Source organism: Pseudomonas sp. M2, from assembly GCF_015751845.1.
Taxonomy (GTDB): domain Bacteria; phylum Pseudomonadota; class Gammaproteobacteria; order Pseudomonadales; family Pseudomonadaceae; genus Aquipseudomonas; species Aquipseudomonas putida_E.
Window position 1 is genome coordinate 3,640,813 of record NZ_JADOUD010000001.1, and the last position, 25,913, is coordinate 3,666,725.

Here is a 25,913-nt window from a genome sequence, read left to right on the forward strand (position 1 = left end):
GACGACAGTGTGCAGGGTTTTAGCGTGATGGCTATTGGCTGTGACTGGGTCGTTTTTTGAATAGTTCAGAAAAAAATGCCAACTATTTCTGACTGATCGGTCAGTGGTGTGTGAGCGGAACTTCCACTGTCAGAAGCGGTATTCCGGGCTGGAGGGCAGCCCGGAACGGGAGGCAGGCGCGTCAGTTTCCGCTGCCGTCGCCGGGGTTGCTGAGGGTGTGCAGATGGCGCCTTGAAAGCGCCAGAAAGCGCGGTGTAGAGCCTATGTCTTCGTACAGCGGATCGCCTTCTTCATCGGTGGAAATGACCTTGTTGCCCTGCACGTAGGGGAAGCTGGCTTCAAGCTCCTCGAGCGCGGCTGCGACCAGCTCACCGAGCAGTTCCTCGGCGGTGCGCTTGGGGTACATGTCGATGAGCGCCGCCAGGCGCGCCTCCGACTCCAGGTCCAGGTGCAAGGTATGGCCGGTCGGGCTCAGGGTGCCTGCGGCGTTCTGTTCCCAGTGCTGGGCGAGTTCGCGGATTTTCATGATGACCTCTGTAAACGCCTCGGAAAGGCTGCATTGCATCGGACTGCTGGACTTTTACTTTAGTTTGCTTTACCGGTCGTGGCTTGCCATGGCGGCCCCGCTGTGGGCACTCTTGGGCCAGTGCTGTTTCCTGAGCAGAGCGCGGGCGAGCCGCGCCGAAGAGAGGGCCAATGACTGATATCGATGTGCGCTTGCGTGAAGATGTCCATGTGTTGGGGGAGTTGCTTGGCGAAACCATTCGCCAGCAGCACGGTGACGCGTTTCTGCAGAAAATCGAGGACATTCGCCATAGCGCCAAGGCGGACCGGCGCAGCGCTGGCGAACAGCTGAGTTCTACCTTGGCGAACCTGGCTGAAGAAGACTTGTTGCCGGTGGCACGTGCCTTCAACCAGTTCCTCAACCTGGCCAACATGGCCGAGCAGTACCAGTTGATCCGGCGCCGTGATGCCGAGCAGCCTGAGCCTTTCGAGGCGCGGGTGCTGCCTGAGCTGCTGGCGCGTCTGAAGCAGGCCGGGCACAAGGACGATGCCTTGGCCAGGCAATTGGCCAAGCTCGATATCCAGCTGGTGCTCACCGCGCATCCCACCGAAGTGGCACGCCGCACATTGATCCAGAAGTACGATGCCATTGCCGGCCAGTTGGCCGTGCAAGACCATCGTGATTTGACCCCGGTCGAGCGCCAGCAAGTGCGCGAGCGCCTGCGCCGGTTGATCGCTGAGGCCTGGCACACAGAAGAAATCCGGCGCACCCGGCCAACGCCTGTAGACGAAGCCAAATGGGGCTTCGCGGTGATCGAGCATTCCCTGTGGCATGCCATCCCCAGCCACCTGCGCAAGGTGGACAAGGCGCTGTTCGACGCCACTGGCCTGCGCCTGCCGCTGGAAGCGGCACCTGTGCGCTTTGCCTCGTGGATGGGCGGCGATCGTGATGGCAACCCCAACGTGACCGCCGCGGTGACACGCGAAGTGTTGCTGCTGGCACGCTGGATGGCGGCCGACCTGTTTTTGCGCGATGTCGACGCGCTGGCGGCAGAGTTGTCGATGCAGCAGGCCAACAGCGCTGTGCGCGAGCGGGTGGGGGACACCCCAGAGCCCTACCGCGCCGTGCTCAAGCAATTGCGTGACCGCTTGCGGGCGACGCGCGCCTGGGCCCATGCGTCGCTCACCGCTACCCAGCCGGCCAGTGCCGATGTGCTGGTGGACAACCGTGACCTGATCGCGCCGCTGGAGCTGTGCTACCAGTCCTTGCACGAATGTGGCATGGGCGTGATTGCCGATGGGCCATTGCTCGACAGTCTGCGCCGTGCGGTGACTTTTGGCCTGTTTCTGGGGCGCCTGGACGTGCGCCAGGATGCCGCCCGACACCGTGACGCGCTGTCGGAGATCACCGATTATCTGGGCATGGGCAGCTATGCGCACTGGGATGAAGACAAGCGTATCGCGTTCCTGCAGGCCGAATTGAAAAACCGCCGGCCATTGCTGCCGGCCCACTTCATGCCCCAGGCGGACACTGCCGAAGTGCTTGCCACCTGTCGCGAGATCGCTGCGGCGCCGGGCGCATCGCTCGGTTCGTATGTCATCTCCATGGCGGGCGCTGCATCGGATGTACTGGCTGTGCAGTTGCTGCTCAAGGAAGCCGGCCTGACCAGGCCGATGCGCGTGGTGCCGCTGTTCGAAACCCTGGCCGATCTGGACAACGCGGGCCCTGTGATGGAGCGGCTGCTCGGCCTGCCGGGCTATCGTGCGGGCTTGCGTGGGCCGCAGGAAGTGATGATCGGCTACTCCGATTCGGCCAAGGATGCCGGGACCACCGCCGCGGCCTGGGCCCAATATCGGGCGCAGGAAAATCTGGTACGCATCTGCCGTGAGCATCAGGTCGAACTGCTGCTGTTCCATGGCCGTGGCGGCACTGTCGGCCGCGGCGGTGGCCCGGCCCACGCGGCGATCCTCTCGCAACCACCGGGGTCAGTGGCAGGGCGGTTTCGCACCACCGAGCAAGGCGAGATGATCCGCTTCAAGTTTGGTTTGCCAGGTATCGCCGAGCAGAACCTCAACCTGTACCTGGCGGCGGTGCTGGAAGCCACCTTGCTGCCGCCGCCACCCCCTGAGCCGGCCTGGCGCGCCTTGATGGACCAACTGGCCGCCGATGGCGTCAAGGCTTACCGCGGCGTGGTGCGGGAGAACCCGGATTTCGTCGAGTATTTCCGCCAGTCCACACCCGAGCAGGAGCTGGGGCGCCTGCCGCTGGGCAGCCGCCCGGCCAAGCGTCGTGCCGGTGGCATCGAAAGCCTGCGTGCCATTCCATGGATCTTCGGCTGGACCCAGACGCGCCTGATGCTGCCGGCCTGGTTGGGGTGGGAGACCGCGCTGAGCAATGCACTGGCACGGGGGCAGGGTGAGTTGCTGGCGCAGATGCGTGAGCAGTGGCCGTTCTTCCGTACCCGCATCGACATGCTGGAGATGGTCCTGGCCAAAGCTGATGCGCAGATTGCCGAGGCCTACGACGAACGTCTGGTGCAACCGCAGTTGCTTCCTTTAGGTGCACATCTGCGCGACCTATTGTCGCAGTCCTGTCAGGTGATATTGGGCCTGACCGGGCAGCAGGTGCTACTGGCGCACAGCCCGGAAACGCTGGAATTCATCAGCCTGCGCAACACCTACCTGGACCCGCTGCATCAGCTTCAGGCCGAGCTGCTGGCGCGCTCCCGCAGCCGTGAAGCCGCTCTGGACAGCCCGCTGGAGCAGGCCCTGCTGGTGACAGTGGCAGGGATTGCCGCAGGCCTGCGCAACACAGGCTGAGGCCACGGCTGGCTGCCCGCGCGCAGGGCCGCCCTGCGGGCCAAACCAGGGCAGGGAAGGTGGTTGCGCTGGGCGCAACCGCCTGCAGCCTTGGCTACAGATGGCCCATTCCTGCAACTTTGGGAAGCTTGTCTGGCTGACGGGCGCTGTGTATCTTGAGCAGCCTTCTGACCGATTTATGGTCATACCCGATTTTCCGGACTTGGCCCTGGTTGCCGAATCCATTGAATTTCATAAAAAAATTTGAGGAGCACGAGATGCGCGTAATTCTGCTGGGAGCTCCCGGGGCCGGTAAAGGTACTCAGGCAAAATTCATCACCGAGAAGTTCGGTATCCCACAGATCTCCACCGGTGACATGCTGCGTGCTGCCGTCAAGGCCGGTACCCCGCTGGGCCTGGAGCTCAAGAAAGTCATGGATGCCGGCCAGCTGGTCTCCGACGAGCTGATCATCAGCCTGGTCAAGGAGCGCATCGCCCAGCCAGACTGCGCCAACGGCTGCCTGTTCGACGGTTTCCCACGCACCATTCCGCAGGCTGAAGCCATGGTCGCTGCCGGTGTCGACATCGATGCAGTGGTCGAGATCGCCGTCGACGACGAAGAGATCGTCGGCCGCATGGCGGGCCGCCGCGTGCACCTGGCCTCGGGCCGTACCTACCACATTCAGTACAACCCGCCGAAAGTGGAAGGCAAGGACGACGTTACTGGCGAAGACCTGATTCAGCGCGACGACGACAAGGAAGAAACCGTGCGTCATCGCCTGTCGGTCTACCACACCCAGACCAAGCCGCTGGTGGACTTCTACCAGAAGCTGTCGGCCGCCAACGCTGGCAAGCCGAAGTACAGCCACATCGAAGGCGTGGGTTCGGTAGATGCAATCACCGCCAAAGTGCTGGCAGCCCTGAGCTGATCCATCACCGTGTGTCACGACGGCCCGCTTGCGGGCCGTTGTCGTTTATACTGCCGCTCTTTTCACTTGCTCCTGGATACCCGTTCGATGACCACCCTGCTGGCCCTGGATACCGCCACCGAAGCCTGTTCCGTCGCGCTGCTGCATGATGGCAAGGTAACCAGCCATTACGAGGTGATCCCGCGCATGCATGCGCAGAAGCTGCTGCCGATGATCAAGCAGCTGCTGGGCGACTCCGGCGTGGCGCTCAATGCCCTCGATGCCATTGCCTTCGGCCGTGGCCCCGGCGCCTTCACCGGCGTGCGCATCGCCATCGGCGTGGTGCAAGGCCTGGCTTTCGCCCTGGAGCGCCCGGTACTGCCAGTGTCCAACCTGGCCGCGCTGGCCCAGGGTGCGTTGCGCGAGCATGGCGCGCAGCAGGTAGCGGCTGCCATCGATGCACGCATGGACGAGGTGTACTGGGGTTGCTACAAGGCGGTGGAGGGCGAAATGCGCCTGCAAGGCCTGGAAGCGGTGCTGCCACCGGAGCGCGTGGCGTTGCCTGATGGCAGCAGCGGCGATTGGTACGGGGCCGGCACCGGCTGGGGCTACGCCGAGCGTCTGGCCGTGCAGGCCAGTGCCAGCAACCCTGCGGCGCTGCCCAATGCGCTGGACATCCTCAGCTTGGCCAGCTTCGCCTGGGCACGCGGCGAGGCAATCGTTGCCGATCAGGCGCAACCGGTTTACCTGCGCGATAACGTAGCTACGCCCAAAGCCCGCTGACGGCTGTTCGTCGGTTATCGCGGCTGTCGATAAAACCTTTGTCGCAAACTGTGGTCCAGTTATCACTAGAGCATTAGCGATGGAACCCTGATGCTGCTAAATTGCCATCATTGGTCCTGAGTGCTCATCATGCGTATCGACGGTTTCTCACCGCAGTCCTATCCGGTAAAGCGCGCGCCGCGCAAAGCGGCGGTGCGCGATGAGAGCATCGACGATGCCGAGCTCGTCGAAGAGGGCGAGGCTGCTCCGGAAGCGGCGCCGCGCCGCCGTCCCGGTGGCTTGCCGGCCCGCCAGCAAGACATGGTTTTCCCACGTGCCCGTGACCGCCGCACGGCCACTGCGCTGGCCAGCTACCTCAGTACTGCCGGTTTTACCGATTGGGACATGGAAGTGCTGGGGCTGGACCTGTACATTTGAGGGATGAGTTCATCCCACCTGCCTTATTTCCTGGGTTGCCCGTCATGGAGCGAAAGCGCCTGGCGCGACTACCTGTATCCCGCTGACGCCCGCACCGGCGAATTTCTTGGCCTTTACAGCCAGGTGCTGAATGCCGTCGAGGGCAACACCACCTTCTATGCCCGCCCGGCGCCGAGCACTGTCGAGCGGTGGGCGCAGGTCATGCCTGCGCACTTTCGTTTTACTGCCAAGTTCCCCCGTGATGTCAGCCATGAAGGCGACCTGCGCGAGCGGCTGGAAGCCGCGCTGGACTTCACCCGGCTGATGGCGCCCCTTGGCCAGCGGGTGTCACCGTACTGGTTGCAATTGCCGGCTCAGTTCGGCCCGGCTCGCCTGGCTGAGCTGGGGCATTTTCTCGATGAAATCGGTGTGCCTGTGGCGGTGGAAGTGCGTAACCAGACTTTTTTCACCAAGGGTGAGGAGGAGCGCCTGCTCAACCGTTTGCTGCACGAGCGCGGTGTTGAACGTATCTGCCTGGACTCGCGTGCATTGTTCAGCTGTACCTCGCGTGAGGCCGCCGTGCTCGACGCGCAAGCCAAGAAGCCCAGGGTTGCGCCGCGCCCCGCAGCTTTCAGCCAGCACCCCCAGGTCCGTTTTATCGGCCATCCCGAGCTCGACGCCAATGAAGCGTTCCTTTCGCAGTGGGTTGAAAAGGTCGCCAGCTGGATCGAGGAAGGCCGTAGCCCGTACATCTTCCTGCACACCTCGGACAACCGCCTGGCCGCCGCGTTGGCTCAGCGTTTTCATCAGCGGCTGATGGCGCGCCTGCCGGGGTTGGCAGCTTTGCCGGAATTGCCACGCGCCCCTGAGGTCGAACAACTGGGGCTACTTTGACCCTTACCGACCAGCCGGAGGTTGTGATCATGGATGTACAAACCCTGCGTGCCGAAGCCTTCAAAGCCCTGCACGAGCGCGAAGGCGCGTTCGTCATCCCCAACCCGTGGGATGCCGGTTCCGCCAAGCTCCTGGCAAGCCTCGGCTTCGAGGCGCTGGCTACCACCAGTGCGGGCCTTGCCTTCAGCCTTGGGCGAGCGGATGCCGAAGCGGCGCTGAGCCTGGACGAGACACTCGACAACGCCGGGATGATCGTCGATGCCACTGCCTTGCCCGTTGCCGCCGACCTGGAAAATGGTTTTGGTGACCTGCCTGAAGACTGTGCCCACGCCATCCTGCGTGCCGCTGAAGCAGGGTTGGTCGGCGGCTCGATCGAAGATGCCAGTGGGCGCAGCGACGCGCCGATCTATGACCTGGGCCTGGCCGTAGAGCGGGTGAGGGCTGCAGTGCAGGCGGCGCGCAGCCTGCCATTTCCTTTCATGCTCTGCGCCCGGGCGGAAAACCTGCTGCACGGGCGAATGGACCTGGATGACACCATCCTGCGTTTGCAGGCTTATGCCGAAGCGGGCGCCGACGTGCTCTATGCGCCGGGTTTGCGCACAGTCGAAGAGATCCGCGCGGTGGTACAGGCGGTAGCGCCTAAACCTGTCAATGTGCTGATGGGGCTGGCGGGTGTGCCATTGAGCGTCAATCAGTTGCAGGACTTGGGCGTACGCCGCATCAGCGTGGGCTCTTCACTGGCCCGTGCGGCGCTCGGTGCGTTTCAGCGCGCGGCATTGGAAGTTCGTGACCAGGGTACGTTCAGCTATGGTGAGCAGGCGTTGCCGTTCGCCCAGCTCAACGACCTGTTCCGGCGCTGAAGCGCGGTGCGCGCATTGGTGCTGCTGTGCGGGCTGCTGCTGGTAGCAGGCCTTTTATGGCAGTGGGGTTGGCGCCTGCCGCAGGCCTGGGATCCGTGGGCAGCACTGGACGTTCGTCAGCCGCCGAACCTGCTGACGCCCTATAAGCTTTCGCGTCTGCGTGATGATCCGCAGTTGTGCCGCCAAGCGTTGGCGACCACCAGCCTGCGCTATCGGGCGCAGGCCGATAGCCCGGCATCGGCCAATTGCCCGTTGCAAAACGTCTGGCGTATAGAACAAGGCCAGGCGCGGTTGAGTAGCAGCTTCCTGGCCAGTTGCCCGTTGGCGGTGGCCTATGCGCTGTTCGAAAAGCATGGCTTGCAACCTGCAGCGCAGCAGGTGTTTGGCCAGCCGGTGGCGCAGGTCGATCATCTGGGCAGCTTCGCCTGCCGCAACGTCTATAACCGCAAGCAGGGCCGGCTCAGTCAGCATGCCACCGCCAATGCGCTGGATATCAGCGGCTTTCGCCTGCAGGACGGGCAGCGGATCGTGCTGGCGCGGGACTGGCAGGCAGGCGGGCAAAAGGCGGCATTCCTGCGGCAAGTGCAGCAAGCGGCCTGTAAGAGCTTCAGTACGGTGCTGGGGCCGGAATACAATGCCGCCCACCGCAATCACTTTCACCTGGACATGGGGCTGTGGCAGATCTGCCGTTAAGCTCAGGCGTGGATGCGAACGTTGTTCAGCACTACCGGGCGCGCCCAGTGGATGTCGAATTCCAGATCGTTCTGCTGCTTGGCCATGGTCGCTGCGTCGAATGGCTCCGGCGCGGGGTCGAGCAGGCCCGTCTCAAACTCGGCGATAGGCAGGTGCAACGGGCGCGGGGAGGGCGCAGGGCCTGGCTCGGCAAGCGGCTGACCCTGGCTCATGACCACTGGGCGTAGCCAACTGTTGCTGATGTCCAGTTGGCGCTGCTGCTGAATCATCTCGGCGGCGCTGAATGGCTCCGGCGCTGGCTCCAGCAGGTTGGCTTCCAGTTCAGCCTTGGGCAGGAACAGAGGCTCGGGTGGTGCAACGATGGTGTCGTGCACGGGGCAGGCGCGTTGGGCATCGATCAGGGCCAAGGCCCTGGCCCCGCCAATCGGCTCGCCGCTGATTTTGTCGTACTGCGCCAGCGCCTGATGGGTGCTGTCTGCCTCATCCCCTTGCTGCTCGGCCATGGCGCGGGCAAAGAAATCCTGCCACAGGTGGCTGACGCCCCCCAGTGCCTGGGTATTCTGCCGACCGTAGTTGCCGACGGGCGACAGGTAGGTCAAGCCGATGGGAAGAGTATCTGTCATGGCAGTCGTGCGCGTTGTGCTCTGGCAGAATAGCGGGATATTGCCTGTATCGGCCGATGGTGCCGATTCATTAAGGGCTTGGTTCGAATTTTCAGGTGTGGATGATGGAAGAGCAAGGCACGGGTATCAGAGTCGAAGCGATGTCGGCTGAATATGCGCAACAGGCTACGGCATGGGCCGAGCGCCTGGGCCTGCCGCTGCAGGACGATGCCGCCGGTTTCGCTGTGCAGGTGGGCGCCGATGGCTTGCAGATCCAGCAGTTGGGCCCGCAGGCACCCGGGCCAGTGCGGGTAGACTTCGTCGAAGGCCAGGCAGCGCATCGGCGCCAGTTTGGCGGTGGCAACGGGCAGATGATCGCCAAGGCCGTGGGCATCGCCCAAGGCGTGCGGCCACAAGTGCTAGATGCCACGGCGGGTTTGGGCAAGGACGCGTTCGTGCTGGCCAGCCTGGGTTGCCAGATGACCCTGATCGAGCGCCAGCCGCTGATAGCCGCCTTGCTGGAAGACGGCCTGACGCGAGCCCGGTCGGATGACGAGGTAGGGCCTATCGTCGGCCGCATGCGGCTGCTGACAGGCAACGCCATCGAGCGTATGCGCAACTGGGAGGGGGAGGCACCGCAGGTGATCTACCTTGACCCCATGTTCCCGCACCGGGACAAGAGCGCCCTGGTGAAAAAGGAAATGCGCGTATTCCGGCCATTGGTCGGCGATGACGTGGATGCCCCGGCTTTGCTCGAAGCCGCGCTGGCGCTGGCCAGCCACCGGGTGGTGGTGAAGCGGCCGCGCAAGGCACCGATCATTGATGGACCAAAGCCGAGCCATAGCCTGGAGGGCAAGTCGAGCCGGTATGATATTTATCCAAAGAAAGCGTTGAAGGCCTGATCTTTCTCGTGCGGTTGTTCACAGACCTTTGACCATGCGTGCGGGCGCATGCCTGGATTGCTGTGGCCTTTGAGATCATGCGCCGCCCTGATTTCAAGTGGGGGCTGAAAAAGCCCTCCGCATACACTTCCCACATACCCACCGTCCACAATGACTGTGTGTATGATCTGAAAAGATTGAGTGGGTCTGGATTGACCTGGCATTTCTGCTAGTGGTTTTTTCTTTGCTATGGCGCCAGTCTTTCGAACATCTGAAGCCACTGAGGTTAATGTTCATGCCGACCATTCCCAACGCCAAACAAAATACCCGGCAAGTTTTTTATTGCAAAGAGACGATCTCCATTGAGTTAAGTGGCAACGGACGCTGGCGTATCCTTCAGTCTGATGGACAAGTTCTGGCGCAGAAAAATCACAGTGCCGTGCACTTGCCCACCGCGTTAGCGGCCTGCGACCCGCAGCGCTCTGTGTTATCGATGCATAACGGGGAACGGCACGAGTCACAGATTTACTCTCCCTACGGTCATCACTCTCAGGGCAGCGGTTTGCTGTCGTTGCTTGCCTTCAATGGCGAGCGGCCAGACCCAGCCACGGGACATTATCATCTGGGGAGAGGCTATAGGCAGTTCAGCCCGGTCATGATGCGGTTCAGTAGCCCGGACAGTTGGAGCCCATTTGGGGCGGGCGGGTTCAATGCCTATGTATATTGCGCAGGAGATCCCACTAACCGTAGTGACCCGACTGGTCACTTCTGGGGTATCGGGACCTTTTTCAGAAGATTGTTTGGCATGAAACCCAAAGCGCAAAAAAAAAAGAGCACCAGCTTGCCGGTAACGAAAACAAACCCCACTCAAGGTAACAGGGCTGTTGGCGCCATGCCTAAAGCTGCACCCACCGGTGGCGATACTATTCCATTTGAGAAGCTATTTAATGATCGCGAAATTGCTGAGCAGTTTCAGTTATTTGAAAATTTAAATTTGCCAGAGCGCTCGGTTGTAAAAAAAGGTAACAGCCGTGTGCAGTCGCTTGGCTCTACTCCCGATAATGCCGCTGGAGAACGGTATGAAAGGTATATGGGCGTGCAGAGAGGTGAGGTGAATAACTATGCCAGAACTCTTGAACTAGACGCACTTGCCAATGAATTGGATCAGGTTAACAGTCGTATGGAGCGCGCGGGCCCATCACGAGACATCATGGTTCAGTCCGTTTTGCAGAAAGAAATCAGGAGGCGTGTTTCTTGATATGTAATTGAACCGAGTTCTGACTGCCTTTTGCGAGCCTCCGCAGAAGGCAGAAATCGGCCAGCTATCGACATTGGCTCAGCGCCGAAACGCCCGCAAGAACACCCCCACCACCTCGCGCACATGCGCCTCGGCCTCATCTCCCTCCAATGGCCCTGCACACCCCAGCAGCAACCGGTAATCGGGCGCTCCTTTGACCAGGCAGAAGAAGTGCTCGGCCGCGTGCAACGGGTTGTCGATGCGCAACAGGCCGCGCTCGGCGACTCCGCGCAACAGCCCTTCCATGCCCGCCAGCACCCGTTTCGGCCCGGCTTCGTAAAAGAACTCGCCAAAGCTTGGGTCCTGACTGCCCTGGGCCATGATCAGGCGGCTCAACTTGACCGCCTCATCACTGCTGATCAACGCCTGGAAGCCCCGGGCAATGTTCAGCAACACCTGTTCGACGGGCGCGCCCTCGGGGTACTCGAACATCAGGTCGGGTAGCTGATTCTGGCAGGTAGCCATGACCGCAGAGCCAAACAGCGTCTGTTTATCGTTGAAGTGGCTATAGACCGTGAGTTTTGAAACACCTGCCGCCGCAGCGACCGCATCCATGCTGGTGTTGGCATAGCCGAGGCTGAGGAACAGCGTCTTGGCCGCTTGGAGGATCGCCTCGCGCTTGGCCAGGTCCTTGGGGCGACCTGGGCCGATGGGTGCGTCGTTGGGCATTGGAATCCGTGTCTGGTTGAAGGGGCCCCCATCTTACCGGCTCGGTTGCCTTCCGGCTTCAGGGAATGGCCCATCGTTAACGTTGATTTTCTTTCCGACGCTGGCTTCCCGGCTTCGGTTCCCTGATTTAATATACTCGACAGTATAAATATTCGATGCGCTCGTCGCGAAAGGATTCATCATGTTGCGTCATGCCTTGTGCCTCGCTCTGCCTGCCGCTGCCGCCTTGTTGCTGGCGGCCTGCGGGCAGGAAGCCGCCCCGCCCACTGCTCCGCGCCCGGCGCTGGTGGTCCAGCCGCAACCGGCCCAAGCCTCAGCCGACAGCTACCCTGGCGAGGTGCGAGCGCGTTTCGAGCCGGAGCTGGCGTTCCGCATCGCTGGCAAGGTCAGCAAACGCCTGGTCGAGGAGGGGCAGCGGGTCCAGGCCGATCAGCCACTGGCAGAGCTCGACCCCCAGGACGTGCGCCTGCAACTCGAGGCCAACCGCGCCCAATTGGCGGCCGCCGAGGCCAACCTGGCGCTGGTGCGCGCCGAGCGTGACCGCTACCGCAAGCTGCTGGATCGGCAGATGGTCAGCCACTCTCTGTACGACAATGCCGAAAATCTCTACCGGGCCGGGCTCGCGCGCCTCAAGCAGGCCAAAGCCGAGTTCGACGTGGCTGGCAACCAGGCCGGTTACGCCGTGTTGCGTGCGCCCCAGGCCGGCGTGATCGCCAAGCGTCAGGTCGAGGTCGGCCAGGTGGTGGCTGCCGGGCAGACGGTGTTCACGCTGGCGGCCGACGGTGAACGCGAAGTCGTCATCGGCCTGCCGGAGCAGCAGTTCGCCCGCTTCGCCGTTGGCCAGCAGGTCAGTGTCGAGCTGTGGTCGCGGCGCAATGAGCGCTTCCAGGGCCGGATCCGTGAGTTGTCGCCCGCAGCCGACCCCCGTTCCCGTACCTTCGCCGCACGTATCGCGTTCAACTCGGCCAAGGTGCCCGCCGATCTTGGGCAGAGCGCTCGGGTATTCATCGCCCATGACGGGCTGATCCCGCTGGCTGTACCTCTCTCGGCGATTACCGCTGAAAACGGCCAGGCGTACGTCTGGCGAGTCAACCAGGACCGTCGACTGGAGCGTGCTGCCGTGCGCCTGGGGCCTTATGGCAGTGACACTGTCCCCGTACTTGAGGGCCTGAACCCTGGCGACTGGGTGGTTGCCGCCGGCGGCCACGTGCTGCGCGAAGGGCAGGAGGTGCGGCCGGTGGACCGTACCAACCGTGTGGTGAACCTGACGGCCAAGGAGTAAGTCCCGATGGGTTTCAACCTTTCCGCCTGGGCGCTGCGCAATCGCCAGATCGTACTGTTCCTGATGATCCTGCTGGCTGCCATTGGCGCCATGTCCTACACCAAGCTGGGGCAGAGCGAGGATCCACCCTTTACCTTCAAGGCCATGGTCATCCGTACCCTGTGGCCGGGGGCCACGGCCGAGGAAGTGTCGCGCCAGGTCACCGAGCGCATCGAGAAGAAGCTGATGGAAACCGGCGAGTACGAAAAGATCGTCTCGTTCTCGCGCCCCGGCGAATCGCAGGTGACCTTCATGGCCCGGGATTCGCTGCATTCCAAGGACATCCCCGAGCTGTGGTACCAGATCCGCAAGAAGGTCGCGGATATCCGCCACACCCTGCCCCCGGAAATCCAGGGGCCGTTCTTCAATGATGAGTTCGGCACCACCTTCGGCAACATTTATGCGCTCACCGGCACCGGCTTCGACTATGCGGTACTGAAGGACTACGCCGACCGCATCCAGATCCAGCTGCAACGGGTCAAGGACGTGGGCAAGGTCGAACTGATCGGCCTGCAGGACGAAAAAATCTGGATCGAGCTGTCCAACCTCAAGCTGGCCACCCTGGGCGTGCCGCTGGAGGCCGTGCAGCAAGCGCTGCGGGAGCAGAACGCGGTGAGTACCGCCGGCTTTTTCGAAACCCCCAGCGAGCGCTTGCAACTGCGCGTCAGCGGGCAGTTCGACAGTGTCGAGCAGATTCGTCAGTTTCCCATTCGGGTAGGGGACCGTACCTTCCGTATCGGCGATGTCGCCGAGGTGTACCGTGGCTTCAACGACCCGCCTGCGCCGCGCATGCGCTTCATGGGCGAAGACGCGATCGGCCTGGCCGTGTCGATGAAAGATGGCGGCGACATCCTGGTACTGGGCAAGGCACTGGAAGGTGAGTTCGAACGCTTGGCGCGCAACCTGCCGGCCGGCATGCAGCTGCGCAAAGTCTCCGACCAGCCGGCGGCGGTCAAGGCGGGCGTGGGTGAGTTCGTCCAGGTGCTGGTCGAGGCGCTGGTCATCGTGCTGTTGGTGAGCTTCTTCTCACTTGGCCTGCGTACCGGTTTGGTGGTGGCCCTGGCGATACCCCTGGTACTGGCGATGACCTTTGCCGCCATGCACTATTTCGGCATCGGCCTGCACAAGATCTCGCTGGGCGCGCTGGTATTGGCCTTGGGCCTGCTGGTGGACGACGCGATCATTGCCGTGGAAATGATGGCGATCAAGATGGAGCAGGGCTTCGATCGGTTCAAGGCTGCCAGTTACGCCTGGACCAGTACGGCCTTCCCGATGCTGACCGGTACGCTGATTACCGCTGCCGGCTTCCTGCCGATTGCCACGGCAGCGTCGAGTACGGGTGAGTACACCCGCTCGATCTTCCAGGTGGTGACCATCGCGCTGATCACCTCATGGGTGGTGGCCGTGGTGTTCGTACCTTACCTGGGTGAACGGTTGCTGCCGGACCTGGCCAAGCTGCATGCCGCCCGTCATGACGGTAGTGGGCATGCGCCAGACCCCTATGCCACACCGTTCTACCAGCGTGTGCGACGTGTGGTGGAGTGGTGCGTGCGGCGGCGCAAGACGGTCATCCTGCTGACCATCGCAGCTTTTGTCGGCAGCATTGCGTTGTTCCGCTTCGTGCCGCAGCAGTTCTTCCCGGCGTCTGGCCGCCCAGAGCTGATGGTCGACCTGAAACTGGCCGAGGGCGCGTCGCTGGGCAACACCACCGAACGGGTCAAGCAACTGGAGGCCCTGCTCAAGCAGCAGGATGGCATCGACAACTATGTGGCCTACGTGGGCACGGGGTCGCCGCGTTTCTATCTGCCATTGGACCAGCAACTGCCCGCCGCCAGTTTTGCCCAGTTCGTCGTGCTGGCCACGTCCATGGAGGAGCGCGAGCGCTTGCGCAGTTGGCTGATCAACACTGTGGACCAGCAATTCCCCGACCTGCGTGCCCGCGTCACCCGCCTGGAAAACGGCCCGCCCGTGGGCTACCCGGTGCAGTTCCGGGTCACGGGCGAGCATATCGAGAAGGTGCGCGCCCTGGCCCGCGAAGTCGCGGACAAGGTGCGCGAGAACCCGCATGTGGTGAACGTGCACCTTGACTGGGAAGAGCCGAGCAAGGCGGTGTTCCTGGCGATCGACCAGGACCGTGCGCGCGCACTTGGCGTAAGCACCGCGCACCTGTCGAGCTTCCTGCGAAGCTCGCTCACCGGCACCACGGTGAGCCAGTACCGGGAGGACAACGAGCTGATCGAGATTCTTTTGCGCGGCACGCAGAAAGAACGTGGCGAGCTGGGCAACCTTGGCAGCCTGGCGTTGCCCACCGACAACGGCCAGAGCGTTGCGCTATCGCAGGTAGCGACCCTGGACTATGGCTTCGAGGAAGGCATCATCTGGCACCGTAACCGCTTGCCGACGGTGACCGTACGCGCCGATATCTATGACAAGCAGCAGCCGGCGACCCTGGTCAGGCAGATTGCCCCGACCTTGCAGGAGGTCAAGGACAAGCTGCCTGATGGCTACCTGCTGGAAGTGGGCGGCACAGTCGAGGACTCCGAGCGTGGGCAGAAGTCGGTGAACGCCGGTATGCCGTTGTTCATCGTAGTGGTGCTCAGCTTGCTGATGATCCAGCTGCGCAGCTTCTCGCGCACGGTAATGGTGTTCCTCACGGCACCACTGGGGCTGATCGGCGTGACCTTGTTCCTGTTGGTGTTCCGCCAGCCGTTCGGCTTCGTCGCCATGCTTGGCACCATTGCCCTGGCGGGGATGATCATGCGCAACTCGGTGATCCTGGTGGACCAGATCGAGCAGGATATCGCCTCGGGGCTGGACCGTTGGCAGGCGATCATCGAGGCTACCGTGCGACGCTTCAGGCCGATCGTGCTGACCGCACTGGCGGCGGTGCTGGCGATGATTCCGTTGTCCAGAAGCGTGTTCTATGGGCCGATGGCGGTGGCGATCATGGGCGGGTTGATCGTTGCCACGGCGCTGACCCTGTTGTTCCTGCCGGCATTGTATGCGGCGTGGTTCAGGGTGAAGAAGGGCTGAAGGCTGCGGGGGAGGGCGTCGCCCTCCCTTCGCGGGTCACAGGGCGCCAAATACCTTCTTGGCCAGGCTGGTAGCCGCCTGTGCAGGGTTCTGACGAATGCTCTGTTCTTGTTTGGCGATCATTTCAAACAGGCCGTCGAGGGCTTTTTCGGTCACATAGCTCTCGACGTTGGCACTCTTGGCATCGCCCAGGCCCAGGGCTGACGCCTGGCCGGCAAAGCTGTTGTATTGTTGAACCACGCCAACCTTGTCGGTCGCCGCCTTGACGATGGGCAGGAACTTGGCGCGGATCTGCTCCCGGCTGCTCTTGTTCAGGTACTGGGTGGCCGAGTCGTCACCGCCGCTGAGAATGCCCTTGGCGTCGGTCACACTCATGTTCTTCACCGCGTCCACCAGGATCGCCTGGGCCTGCGGCACCGCCGCTTCAGCGGCCTTGTTCATGCTGTCTTCCAGGGCGGTAACCTCATCACCTTTGCCAAACATCTTCATGGCTTTGGCGGCTTTGCCGAGGTTGCCTGGCAACTCGATGCGTACGTCGGGGTTATTGCTGAACCCGCCTGGGGTGCTCAGTTGCTTGACGGCGAGCTGCGCCCCTTGGGTCAGGGCATCCTTCAGGCCGCCGGTGGCGTCTTTCTGGCTCAGGTCGCCAAGTGACAGGGCCAGCGCGCTGGCCGACAGCAGCAGGCCGGCGCACAGGGTGGTCAAGCGCAGGGAGGAGCGAATCATGAAGCTTTCCTTTTGAACAGAAGTAGGCGGGGATCAGCGCACCGGATCGACTTTGATCCGTACTGGCTGCTCATCGCTGCCGTCGAGTTTGACCCCATGATGCTCGGTGTTGATGAACAGCAGCTTGCCGTTCAGCTCGATGCGGGCGCTCACCGCGTAGCGGTGGCCAGGCTTGACCTGGGCTGGGTCATACGTGAGGTGGAACGGCAGCGGCACGTTGCCTTTGACCGGGCCGGCCTGGCGGGCCAGGGTCACCGCAGGGGCGTCCATCAGCGACACGTCTTGCAGTTCAACACTCAAGGTGGCGCTGGGCGGCAGGGCAATGCGCTGCAGGTAGAAGACTTCACCGTCCAGGCTGGCCTGTGGCGATGGGGTGTGGCTGGAACAGGCTGCGAGCAGGGAGGCGCAACACAGCATAACGAGCTTTTTCATGGATTCTCCGTTGTCCTTGGGCTGGCTTGTGGCCAAGCCCAAGGACTTTAACGGATTTTTCCGGTTGATGATGCCTTAGAGGATCGATGCTTCCAGCGCATGTTCACGGTGCAGCGCCACCTGCCGGATCGAAAGGCGCAGCTCTGCCGACAACACACGCTTGGCCACCCCTTCGGCGAGTTCGCCAAGTTTGTCGTGGTAGCCCAGTTTGCCGTTGCCATCCGGGCGCAGCACACCTTGCTCGACCAAGGTCTGGATGAAGTGACGGAACAGCGTCTTGTCAAAGAACTCGGGGGCGTTCAGGCCATGCAGTATCGACAGGCGCTGGGCCATCATCACGCAGAGGTCTTCCAGTGCTTCGGCGCTGAGGGTGTTCTGGCCGCTGTTGAGCAACAGCGAGGTGGCCATGTAGAAGCGCTGCAGAGCCTGGGTGATGGTGCGGGCCAGCAGCGTCAGCAAAACGAACTGGCGCGAACTGGGGGCCGGGCGCACGTACACATCGTTTTCGCGGCGCAGCAGGCCCTGTTCGACCAGTGCCGCCAGCCACTGATCGATCACCTCGTCCAGTTGCTCGGGTGCCCAGCGCAGGAACAGTTCGGCCTGCAGGTACGGGTACAACGCGTGTACATACTGCCCGAGCAGGTCACGGCTCATCCGTGAGCTGCTGTGGAAGAAGCTCGCCAGTAACGCCGGCAAGGCAAAGATGTGCAGGACGTTGTTGCGGTAATAGGTCATCAGCACTGCATTGGCTTCATCCAGGTAGAGGATGCGGCCAAGGGCGTCTTTTTGTTCCGCCAGCAGGTTCATGCCCCTGACATGTTCGATCAGCGCCTGGCCGTCACCTTCGGGCAGGGTGGTGTGCTGCGAATAGGGGACCTTGCGCAAAAGGGCCAGGTACAGGTCCAGTACCCGGGTCAGGGCACTTTCGTCCAGGGCCAGGCGGCTGGTGGAGAGCAGTGCCAGGGCTACCAGGTTGACCGGGTTGACCGCTGCGGCTTCGTTGAGGTGACGGGCTACGGTTCCACCCAGGCGGGTGGTGGTCTCGTTCAGCCAGGCCGGACGGAACTGCGGGCCAAGTGCCTGTTCGCGCCAGCCGGGTTGCTGTTGGTCGAGAAAGGCTGCCAGGCGGATCGGTTCGCCGAAGTTGACGTAGACCTGGCCGAAGCGTTGCTTCAGCGCGCCGATGACCTTGAATATGTCGAAGATCGACTCTTTCTTCTTGCTGGCGCCACGCAGTTCACCCAGGTAGGTGCGGCCTTCCAGTACCCGTTCGTAGCCGATGTACACCGGCACGAAGACGATCGGTGTGCGCGATGAGCGCAGGAAGCTGCGCAGGGTGATCGCCAGCATCCCCGTGCGCGGTTGCAGCATGCGCCCGGTGCGCGAGCGCCCGCCCTCGACGAAGTACTCGACCGGGAACCCCTTGGTGAACAGGGTGTGCAGGTATTCGTTGAACACTGCGGTGTACAGCGGGTTGCCCTTGAACGTGCGGCGCATGAAGAAAGCGCCGCCGCGGCGCAGCAGGCCGCCGATCACTGGCATGTTGAGGTTGATGCCGGCGGCAATGTGCGGTGGCGTCAGGCCGTTGCGGAACAATAGGTACGACAGCAGCAGGTAGTCGATGTGGCTGCGATGGCACGGTACGTAGATAACTTCGTGGCCCGGCGCGATGCCTTGCACCTGCTCGATGTGGTTGACCTTGATACCGTCGTAGATCTTGTTCCAGAACCAGCTGAGTACCACTTCCAGGAAGCGGATCGCGGTGTAGGTGTAGTCCGAGGCGATCTCGTTGCCGTAGCGCAGGGCCTGTGCTTCAGCCTTGGCCACGGGAATGTTTTCCCGTTGGGCTTGTTCGCCGATGGCCTGGCGAACCAGTGGTGCGTGCACCAGGCCTTTCACCAGATTGCGCCGGTGCGAGATGTCCGGGCCGATCACTGCAGTCTTGAGGTTGCGAAAGTGTACGCGCATCAGGCGTTGGGCCATGCGCACGGTGCGCTCATGGCCTTTGTTGTGCTGCACCAGGTCACGCACCTGGATCGGCGCCGAGAACTGCACGCGGGTCTTGCGCCCCAGTATCAGGATGGTCAGTAGCCGGCGCAGGCGCCCGGTTACCGCCCAGCTGTCGGCGAACAGCAATTTCCACGGGCTCGATTCGCTTGCAGGCGTCTGGCCCCAGAACACACTGACCGGGATGATCTGTGCATCTTCCTCGGCATGCTTGCTGACTGCTGCAATCACACGCTCAAGGGCAGGAGGCGCGCCGCGCTTGTCTTGGCGGCCGAGCCAGTCCGGGTCGGGGGTGAGGTAGAAGAAACCGGCCGGCTCGTGCAGTGTGCCCACAGCTACCGGCAGTACCGGGCGCGGCAGCCCCGCCTTGGTGCACTCGTGGTCGAGTACGGCCAGGTCGGTGAGCGATGGCGAGGGCAGGGCATAGAACACCGGGCGGCTGCGGTCGAGTTGCAGGCTCATGGCGGACTGATTGATGGTCTCGGAGCGCACCCACAGGTACAACAGGCGACGCAGAGCGCCGAAGATCAGGCGGCGCAGGGGAGAACGGGTCATGGGGTGTGTGCCCTGGGTGTGATTTTTAGTAAGTGTGCAATCAGTTAGTCTGCCGTATCGGCGTAAGTTCAGCAAAATCCTGCAAAGGGCGCGGCGGTCATGAAAATTATTTGTTCTGTGTCATATACTCGGCCTGCCACTTGCAGGATATTTCGGCAAGCGGCGTCGGCACGGGGAGGAAACCCTGTGTCTACAAGGCGATCTTCACAATAAAAATCCGGAGTAGTTCAGATGTCGTCTCGTGAGACTGGGAATGTAAAGTGGTTCAACGATGCCAAGGGCTTTGGCTTCATTCAGCGCGAAGGTGGTGCGGATGTGTTCGTCCATTATCGGGCGATCCGCGGTGAGGGGCATCGTACCCTGGTCGAAGGGCAGCGGGTCGAGTACTCCTGCGTGCAGGGCCAGAAAGGCCTGCAAGCCGAGGACGTGGTAGGGCTCTAAGTCCCAAACCTCAAGCCTCAAGCCTCAAGCTGCAAGTTGACCGTGTAACTTGCAGCCTGATGCGAACCCTCTTGCAGCTTGCCGCTTAAAGCTTGCCGCTCACGAGGTACGCCAGGTGATTTCCTCTTCACCGTCAGCGCTGATGCGGATCCAGCGATCGGCATCTTCCTCGCCATCTTCCTCGACCCAGCCACCCGGCGCGCAGCGCACTTCCACGCCCAGTGCGGTGAATGCGGCGCGGGCGCAGGCGACGTCATCGTCCCATGGGGTCTGGTCGCTTTCCAGGTAAAGGCTGTTCCATTTCCCTACAGCCTTGGGTAACCAGGTGACCGGAATGTTACCGGCCTTGCATTTGAAGGTCTGGCCTTTCTGCTGCCATTCGCTGCAGGGGCCGATCGCTTCGCCGAGCCATTTGGCAATCTGCTTGTGGTCGACGTCAGCGTCCTTCAGGTAGATCTCGATATCAGGTTGGCGCATAAGGGCTCCGGGTGTGCTCAGTCTTGGCGCACGAAATAGTCATAACGCATGGAAACCGTGACGTCGAAGGGCTCGGCCTGGTCGATCACCCGCGCGCGTTTCTCGGCACTGGCGCGCCAGCCGTGCGGGGTCATGGCCAGCAGGTCGGCGCGGGCTTTGGGTACAGCCAGGCTCAGCCGGAACTCCAGGGTTTCGCTGTGGGCATGGGCCATGCCCTGCGGTACCAGGGCCAGGTGTTTGTCGTCGGCATAAGGGCGAACTTCATCGTAGAGCACTTCGCGCAACTCCATCAGGTGGCCGCTGGTCGGGCCCACCCGCATCAGGCCGCCACCCGGGCTCAGCAGGCGCTGGGCCTCGGCCCAGTCCAGCGGGCTGAAGACGCTGGCGATGAACTGGCAACTGGCATCGGCCAAGGGTACGCGGGCCATGCTGGCGACCATCCAGGTGACCGAAGGCTCGCGGCGGCAGGCGCGTTTGACGGCTTCGCGCGAGATGTCCAGGGCGTAGCCGTCAGCCTGTGGCAGGGCCTGGGCGAGCTGCGCGGTGTAGTAGCCTTCGCCGCAGCCGATGTCGAGCCAGGCGCCGGGCTGGCGCTCAGTGGCCAGCTCGGCCAGGCGGCGGGCCACGGGCGCGTAATGGCCGGCATCGAGGAAATCCCGGCGTGCTTCGACCATGGCCTGATTGTCGCCAGGGTCACGGCTGTTCTTGTGCTGCACAGGCAGCAGGTTCAGGTAACCCTGGCGGGCACGGTCGAAGCGGTGGCCGGCCGGGCACACCACGCCGTTGTCGAGCCGCGTCAGGGCCGCATGGCAAATAGGGCAGGCGAGCATCAGGCGAGCAACCGCACCAGGGTCTGGTAGTAGATCTCGGTCAGCAGGTCGAGGTCGCTGGCCAGGATGCGCTCGTCGACCTGGTGGATCGTTGCATTGACCGGGCCCAGTTCAACGACCTGGGTGCCCATGGTGGCGATGAACCGGCCATCGGACGTACCACCGCTGGTGGACGGCTGGGTATCACGGCCGGTGACGCCCTTGATGCTGGCCGACACGGCATCGAGCAGTTCACCGGGTTCGGTCAGGAACGGCAGGCCCGAAAGCGCCCAGTCGATCGACCAGTCCAGTTCATGCTTGTCGAGGATTGCCGATACTCGCGCTTGCAGGCCTTCGACCGTCGACTCGGTGGAGAAGCGGAAATTGAACACCGCGGTCAGATCGCCAGGTACCACATTGGTGGCGCCAGTACCGGAGTTGAGGTTGGAAATCTGGAAGCTGGTCGGTGGGAAGAACGCGTTGCCTTCATCCCAGTGCTCGGCGGCCAGCTCTGCCAGCGCCGGCGCGGCCAGGTGGATCGGGTTGCGCGCCAGGTGCGGGTAGGCCACATGGCCTTGTTTGCCGCGCACGGTCAGTTTGGCGCCGAGCGAGCCACGGCGGCCGTTCTTGACCACGTCACCGAGCAGGGTAGTGCTCGACGGCTCGCCGACGATGCACCAGTCCAGGCGCTCGTTGCGCGCGACCAGGCGCTCGACCACAGCCTTGGTACCGTGATGGGCCGGGCCTTCTTCATCGCTGGTGATCAGGAAGGCGACCCTGCCGCGGTGGTTCGGGTAGTCCTGCACGAAACGCTCACTGGCGACCACCATGGAGGCCAGGCTGCCCTTCATGTCGGCGGCGCCGCGACCGCAGAGCATGCCGTCGGCATCGATCAGTGCCTCGAACGGCTCATGCTGCCACTGCTGCACCGGGCCGGTGGGGACCACATCGGTGTGGCCGGCGAAGCACAGCACCGGACCGTCCTGGTTGCCATGGGTGGCCCAAAAGTTGTCGACGTCCTCGATGCGCATCGGTTCGAGCTGAAAGCCCACGGCGCCCAGGCGCTTCATCATCTGCGCCTGGCAGTCGGCGTCGACAGGGGTGACCGAGGGGCGACGGATCAGGTCGCAGGCCAGTTGAAGGGTAGGCGAGAGCTCGGCTGGGGCCGTCATGGGGAACTCCGGGGCAAGGCAAGGCGGAAAAACGAGGGGCGTTATCTTATATCAAACAAGGGTTGTCGGCACGGGGCATTGGGCCGCTGCGCGGCCCTGGCATCCTCAAGCCTCCTGAGGCTCGGCCATCTTGTGTTCGGGCTTGGGCAACGACGACAACAGTGCCATGACCAGCGCCGCCAGGTATGGCAGTGACTGCACCAGCAGCATCGCGACCCAGAACCGCATGTCCGAGCTCGGCAACCCTTGCACCAGGTAGATCCCGGCTGCCGCGCCCCACAGCAGCAACATGATGAACAGTTCTTCGCGCGCTTCGGCAATCGCTACCAGCAATCCATGGCTATCGGCATTTTTCGGCGTGCGGAAGAACGGCATGCTGCTGGTGAAGAACCCGTACAGCACCGCCTTGGCGATGGTGTGCGACAGCGCAAGCCCGGCCAGCGCCGCTGCGAATGCGTCCTTGAGGTTGACCCCGACCGCTCGGCGATAAAGGAAGATGATCTTGGCTACCTTGAAGAAGAACAGCGCCAGGGGCGGGATGGCGAAGATCATCAGGGGTGGATCGACCCGGTGCGGCACGATGATCATCGCCGCCGACCAGAGCAGGGCGCCGACGGTGAAAAAGATGTTCATGCCATCGGCGACCCATGGCAGCCAGCCGGCCAGGAAATGATAGCGCTGGCCACGGGTCAGCTCACTGCCCTTACCACGTAGCAGGGCCGCAGCGTGGTGCTTGATGATCTGGATGGCGCCATAGGCCCAGCGGAAACGCTGCTTCTTGAAGTCGATGAAGGTATCGGGCATCAGGCCCTTGCCATAGCTGTTGTGGGCGTAGGCGGCCGACAGGCCTTTCTCGAACACCCGCAGGCCCAGTTCGGCGTCTTCGCAGATGCACCATTCGGCCCAGCCCAGTTCTTCGAGCACGGTGCGCCGGGTCATGGTCATGGTGCCGTGCTGAATGATCGCGTCACGGTCGTTGCGGGTGACCATGCCAATGTGAAAGAAGCCCTTGTACTCGCTGTAGCAGAGCTTCTTGAAGGCGCTCTCGTGCTGGTCGCGGTAGTCCTGCGGCGACTGCACCACGGCGATCTTCGGGTCGGCGAAGTGCGGCACCATGTGCTTGAGCCAGTTGCGGTCCACGCAGTAGTCGGAGTCGATCACTGCGATCACTTCGGCGTCCTTGGCGGTGTGCGGCAGCAGGTAGTTCAGCGCACCGCCCTTGAACCCGGCCAAAGGGTTGACGTGGAAGAACTTGAAGCGCTCGCCGAGCTTTTCGCAGTGGGCCTTGAGCGGCTCCCACACGGCTGGGTCCTTGGTGTTGTTATCGATCACCAGCACTTCGTAGTCCGGATAGTCCAGGGCGGCCAAGGCGTCGAGCGTCTGTTTGACCATCTCTGGCGGTTCGTTGTAGCACGGTACATGCACCGAGACCTTGGGCCGGTAGGCGCTGTCGCCCTGCACCGGCAGAAACTCCCGGCGGCGTTTGTGAATCCAGACCGCCTCGGCCAACTCGTGCGCCTCGGTCAGTAGCACGATGAACACGCCGAGTGCGCCCAGCGCCAGCAGTACGCCGACAGTCAGGCTGAACCAGGTGCTGTACTGCTGGCTGTAGTCGTAACCGATCCACACCAGCACCGACCCACAGAGGAAGGTAATGAAGGTGAGGAACGTCCGGCCGCGTTGGCGCAAGGCCGAGCCGTCGATCAGCAGCACGGTCAGGGCGAGCATCGCCAACACTACCGAGGCGACCGCCAGCGCGCGCCATTGCGGTATCGCCACCACCGGCCCTTCAAAATTGAATTTCTGCTGGCGTTCGGCATTGAATACGCCCCAGTAGGCGCCTACCGAGCCCTCGTCACTGGCTTTCCAGGGTTGGTCGTAGGCTTCGATGACGAAATAGTTGTAGCCACGGCGGTTGAGGGTGTTGACCAGCGTGCGCAGGTAGATGGCCTGGTCGGCCTGGGTGGCGTCGGCGCCGCCGCGCATGCGGCCGTTGCTCGGCCAGCCGACTTCCGAGAGCAGCAATGGCTTGCGCGGGAACTGCTGTTTCAGCTCACGGGCCCGATCGAGGACGAACTCCACGGAATCCTTCATGGGCACGAACTCCCAGTAGGGCAGGATGTGCGCGGCAATCAGGTCGACATGCTTGGCCAGTTCCGGGTGTTCCTTCCAGATGTGCCACTGTTCACTGGTGGTTACCGGCACCTTGACTGCGGCTCGCACCCGGTCAAGGTACTGGATCAGTGCTTCGGGCGTGACCTCTTCGCGGAACAGCGCTTCGTTGCCGACCACCACGCGAACCACGCTGCGCGAGGTGTTGGCCAGTTCGATGGCCGTGGCGATCTCACGCTCGTTGCGCTCCAGGTCCGGGCTGATCCAGATGCCCAGGGTGACGCGAAGCCCAAGCTCCTCTGCCAGCTGCGGGATATCGGCCTGGGTGCCTTCGACGGTGTAGATACGGATGCTGTCGGTCAGCTTGTTCATCTGCTCCAGGTCTTGGCGCATCTCGGCGTCGCTTGGGTATTGGCCTTTTTGCGGGCTCTCCCCCAGACGGAATGGCGAGTACGAGAAACCTGATATCTGCTCAGGCCAGGCTGGCGCGGAAACCGGCCGATTGATCAGCGCCCAGAACCCGGTGAACAGTGCGGCGATGGCCAGGACAATCACCAGGTTCAAGCCGAATTTGCGAGATGACATTGTCGTCCATATCTGTCGAAGTAGTAGGACATTAAAGCAGGATCAGTAGGTGTTTTCCTAACGATGGAGGTCATCCGCGCTGCTGGCCTATAATGCGCGCCGTTTTAGCGGTATGAGCCTCGGGGTACGAACATGAGCACAGAAGATCCACGCTTTGCAGGCGTTGCCCGGCTGTACGGCGACGAAGGGCTGCAACGCCTTAACCAGGCCCATGTGGCGGTCGTCGGTATCGGCGGGGTGGGCTCCTGGGTGGCCGAGGCGCTGGCGCGCAGTGGCGTGGGTGAGATCACCTTGTTCGACCTGGATGATGTCTGTGTCAGCAACACCAACCGCCAGGCCCATGCCTTGGAAGGGCAGGTGGGGCGCCCCAAGGTCGAGGTGATGGCCGAGCGCCTGCGGGCGATCAACCCGGCCTGTACGGTGCATGCGGTGGCTGACTTCGTCACCCGCGACACCATGGCTGAGTACATCACCGAGCAGCTCGATTGCGTTGTCGACTGCATTGACAGCGTGATGGCCAAGGCGGCGCTCATTGCCTGGTGCCGGCGGCGCAAGATCGCGATCGTTACTACCGGCGGAGCAGGTGGGCAAATCGACCCCACACAGATTCAGATCGGCGACCTTAACAAAACCTTCAACGACCCGTTGGCATCGCGGGTGCGTTCAACCCTGCGGCGCGACTACAACTTCTCGCGCAACGTCAGCCGCAATTATGGGGTGCCATGCGTGTTCTCCAGCGAACAACTGCGCTACCCCAAGGGCGATGGCAGTGTGTGCCTGCAGAAGAGCTTTGTCGGTGAGGGGGTGCGCCTGGACTGCGCCGGGGGCTTTGGCGCGGTGATGATGGTGACCGCGACCTTTGGCATGGTGGCGGCGAGCAAGGCGGTGGAAAAGCTGGTGGCTGGCGCCCGGCGGCCGTCGGAGCGGGTCAAGGCCGAGTAAGGCGCGCGGTCGGTG

Annotated in this window: 23 protein-coding genes; 13 read left to right on the top strand and 10 right to left on the bottom strand. The window is 62.7% G+C overall.

Annotated elements, in window-relative coordinates:
* Positions 1-181: 181 nt before the first annotated feature.
* A complete protein-coding gene (locus IWW33_RS16865; RefSeq protein ID WP_115274018.1) occupies positions 182-526 on the bottom strand; it encodes a pilin assembly protein in 345 nt (114 codons plus the stop codon).
* Between the two features lie 170 nt (positions 527-696).
* Between IWW33_RS16865 and ppc the strand changes: the two genes are divergently transcribed.
* The 7 genes from ppc (at position 697) to IWW33_RS16900 (ending at position 7,837) form a co-directional block, all read left to right on the top strand.
* Positions 697-3,324 (top strand): phosphoenolpyruvate carboxylase, encoded by a 2,628-nt coding sequence (gene ppc, locus IWW33_RS16870; protein ID WP_174142361.1) that lies wholly within the window; start codon positions 697-699, stop codon positions 3,322-3,324.
* A 257-nt stretch (positions 3,325-3,581) separates the two neighbouring features.
* Positions 3,582-4,232 (top strand): adenylate kinase, encoded by a 651-nt coding sequence (adk, locus tag IWW33_RS16875; protein WP_012270800.1) that lies wholly within the window; start codon positions 3,582-3,584, stop codon positions 4,230-4,232.
* An 87-nt stretch (positions 4,233-4,319) separates the two neighbouring features.
* Positions 4,320-4,994, top strand: coding sequence for a tRNA (adenosine(37)-N6)-threonylcarbamoyltransferase complex dimerization subunit type 1 TsaB (gene tsaB / locus IWW33_RS16880; RefSeq protein WP_046784340.1), 675 nt, complete (start codon positions 4,320-4,322; stop codon positions 4,992-4,994).
* A gap of 129 nt (positions 4,995-5,123) precedes the next feature.
* Positions 5,124-5,411, top strand: coding sequence for a hypothetical protein (locus IWW33_RS16885; RefSeq protein ID WP_115274020.1), 288 nt, complete (start codon positions 5,124-5,126; stop codon positions 5,409-5,411).
* Between the two features lie 3 nt (positions 5,412-5,414).
* On the top strand, positions 5,415-6,284 hold the full coding sequence (locus IWW33_RS16890; protein WP_174142362.1) for a DUF72 domain-containing protein: 870 nt from the start codon (positions 5,415-5,417) through the stop codon (positions 6,282-6,284).
* Positions 6,285-6,313: 29 nt separating this feature from the next.
* A complete protein-coding gene (locus tag IWW33_RS16895; RefSeq protein ID WP_174142363.1) occupies positions 6,314-7,144 on the top strand; it encodes an isocitrate lyase/phosphoenolpyruvate mutase family protein in 831 nt (276 codons plus the stop codon).
* Positions 7,145-7,150: 6 nt separating this feature from the next.
* Complete coding sequence (locus IWW33_RS16900; protein ID WP_046784336.1) at positions 7,151-7,837, top strand: extensin family protein; 687 nt, start codon at positions 7,151-7,153, stop codon at positions 7,835-7,837.
* 2 nt (positions 7,838-7,839) lie between these two features.
* Here the strand turns inward: IWW33_RS16900 and IWW33_RS16905 are convergent, their stop codons facing one another.
* Positions 7,840-8,460, bottom strand: coding sequence for a hypothetical protein (locus IWW33_RS16905; protein WP_046784335.1), 621 nt, complete (start codon positions 8,458-8,460; stop codon positions 7,840-7,842).
* Positions 8,461-8,564: 104 nt separating this feature from the next.
* Here IWW33_RS16905 and IWW33_RS16910 point away from each other — a divergent pair, with 104 nt between their 5' ends.
* Entirely contained in the window at positions 8,565-9,341 is a 777-nt protein-coding gene (locus IWW33_RS16910; protein ID WP_119687679.1) for a class I SAM-dependent methyltransferase, read from the top strand.
* Positions 9,342-9,615: 274 nt separating this feature from the next.
* Positions 9,616-10,578, top strand: a complete 963-nt coding sequence (locus tag IWW33_RS16915; protein ID WP_158621140.1) for an RHS repeat-associated core domain-containing protein — start codon at positions 9,616-9,618, stop codon at positions 10,576-10,578.
* A gap of 78 nt (positions 10,579-10,656) precedes the next feature.
* On the opposite strand, the gene IWW33_RS16920 is transcribed toward IWW33_RS16915, so the two are convergent.
* Positions 10,657-11,286: a TetR/AcrR family transcriptional regulator gene (locus tag IWW33_RS16920; protein WP_174142364.1), complete on the bottom strand. Its 630-nt coding sequence runs from the start codon at positions 11,284-11,286 to the stop codon at positions 10,657-10,659.
* A gap of 181 nt (positions 11,287-11,467) precedes the next feature.
* Between IWW33_RS16920 and IWW33_RS16925 the strand changes: the two genes are divergently transcribed.
* Together IWW33_RS16925 and IWW33_RS16930 are read left to right on the top strand one after the other, a co-directional pair.
* Positions 11,468-12,568 carry an efflux RND transporter periplasmic adaptor subunit gene (locus IWW33_RS16925; RefSeq protein WP_012315919.1) on the top strand — a complete coding sequence of 367 codons (1,101 nt, stop codon included), beginning with the start codon at positions 11,468-11,470 and terminating at the stop codon, positions 12,566-12,568.
* Positions 12,569-12,574: 6 nt separating this feature from the next.
* Entirely contained in the window at positions 12,575-15,640 is a 3,066-nt protein-coding gene (locus tag IWW33_RS16930) for an efflux RND transporter permease subunit (RefSeq protein WP_174142365.1), read from the top strand.
* Positions 15,641-15,676: 36 nt separating this feature from the next.
* On the opposite strand, the gene IWW33_RS16935 is transcribed toward IWW33_RS16930, so the two are convergent.
* The 3 genes from IWW33_RS16935 to plsB all read right to left on the bottom strand — a co-directional run bounded on the left by IWW33_RS16935 (position 15,677) and on the right by plsB (position 19,360).
* A complete protein-coding gene (locus IWW33_RS16935; protein WP_046784330.1) occupies positions 15,677-16,366 on the bottom strand; it encodes a DUF4197 domain-containing protein in 690 nt (229 codons plus the stop codon).
* 33 nt (positions 16,367-16,399) lie between these two features.
* Positions 16,400-16,798 carry a YbaY family lipoprotein gene (locus IWW33_RS16940; RefSeq protein ID WP_046784329.1) on the bottom strand — a complete coding sequence of 133 codons (399 nt, stop codon included), beginning with the start codon at positions 16,796-16,798 and terminating at the stop codon, positions 16,400-16,402.
* Between the two features lie 75 nt (positions 16,799-16,873).
* Positions 16,874-19,360 (bottom strand): glycerol-3-phosphate 1-O-acyltransferase PlsB, encoded by a 2,487-nt coding sequence (gene plsB, locus IWW33_RS16945; protein ID WP_174142366.1) that lies wholly within the window; start codon positions 19,358-19,360, stop codon positions 16,874-16,876.
* Between the two features lie 231 nt (positions 19,361-19,591).
* Between plsB and IWW33_RS16950 the strand changes: the two genes are divergently transcribed.
* Positions 19,592-19,801 carry a cold-shock protein gene (locus IWW33_RS16950; RefSeq protein ID WP_012315914.1) on the top strand — a complete coding sequence of 70 codons (210 nt, stop codon included), beginning with the start codon at positions 19,592-19,594 and terminating at the stop codon, positions 19,799-19,801.
* 99 nt (positions 19,802-19,900) lie between these two features.
* On the opposite strand, the gene IWW33_RS16955 is transcribed toward IWW33_RS16950, so the two are convergent.
* The 4 genes from IWW33_RS16955 to IWW33_RS16970 form a co-directional block, all read right to left on the bottom strand.
* The gene (locus IWW33_RS16955) at positions 19,901-20,278 is read right to left on the bottom strand and encodes a hypothetical protein (protein ID WP_115274029.1); all 378 of its coding nucleotides are present in this window, start codon (positions 20,276-20,278) and stop codon (positions 19,901-19,903) included.
* Between the two features lie 17 nt (positions 20,279-20,295).
* Positions 20,296-21,108 (bottom strand): putative RNA methyltransferase, encoded by an 813-nt coding sequence (locus IWW33_RS16960; protein WP_115274030.1) that lies wholly within the window; start codon positions 21,106-21,108, stop codon positions 20,296-20,298.
* On the bottom strand, positions 21,108-22,259 hold the full coding sequence (gene dapE, locus IWW33_RS16965; protein WP_115274031.1) for a succinyl-diaminopimelate desuccinylase: 1,152 nt from the start codon (positions 22,257-22,259) through the stop codon (positions 21,108-21,110). Before dapE ends, IWW33_RS16960 begins: the two co-directional genes overlap by 1 nt.
* A gap of 105 nt (positions 22,260-22,364) precedes the next feature.
* Entirely contained in the window at positions 22,365-24,956 is a 2,592-nt protein-coding gene (locus IWW33_RS16970; RefSeq protein WP_174142367.1) for a glycosyltransferase, read from the bottom strand.
* 132 nt (positions 24,957-25,088) lie between these two features.
* On the opposite strand from IWW33_RS16970, the gene tcdA reads away from it, so the two are divergent.
* Positions 25,089-25,898 carry a tRNA cyclic N6-threonylcarbamoyladenosine(37) synthase TcdA gene (gene tcdA / locus IWW33_RS16975; protein WP_039601802.1) on the top strand — a complete coding sequence of 270 codons (810 nt, stop codon included), beginning with the start codon at positions 25,089-25,091 and terminating at the stop codon, positions 25,896-25,898.
* The last annotated feature ends 15 nt before the right edge of the window (positions 25,899-25,913 follow it).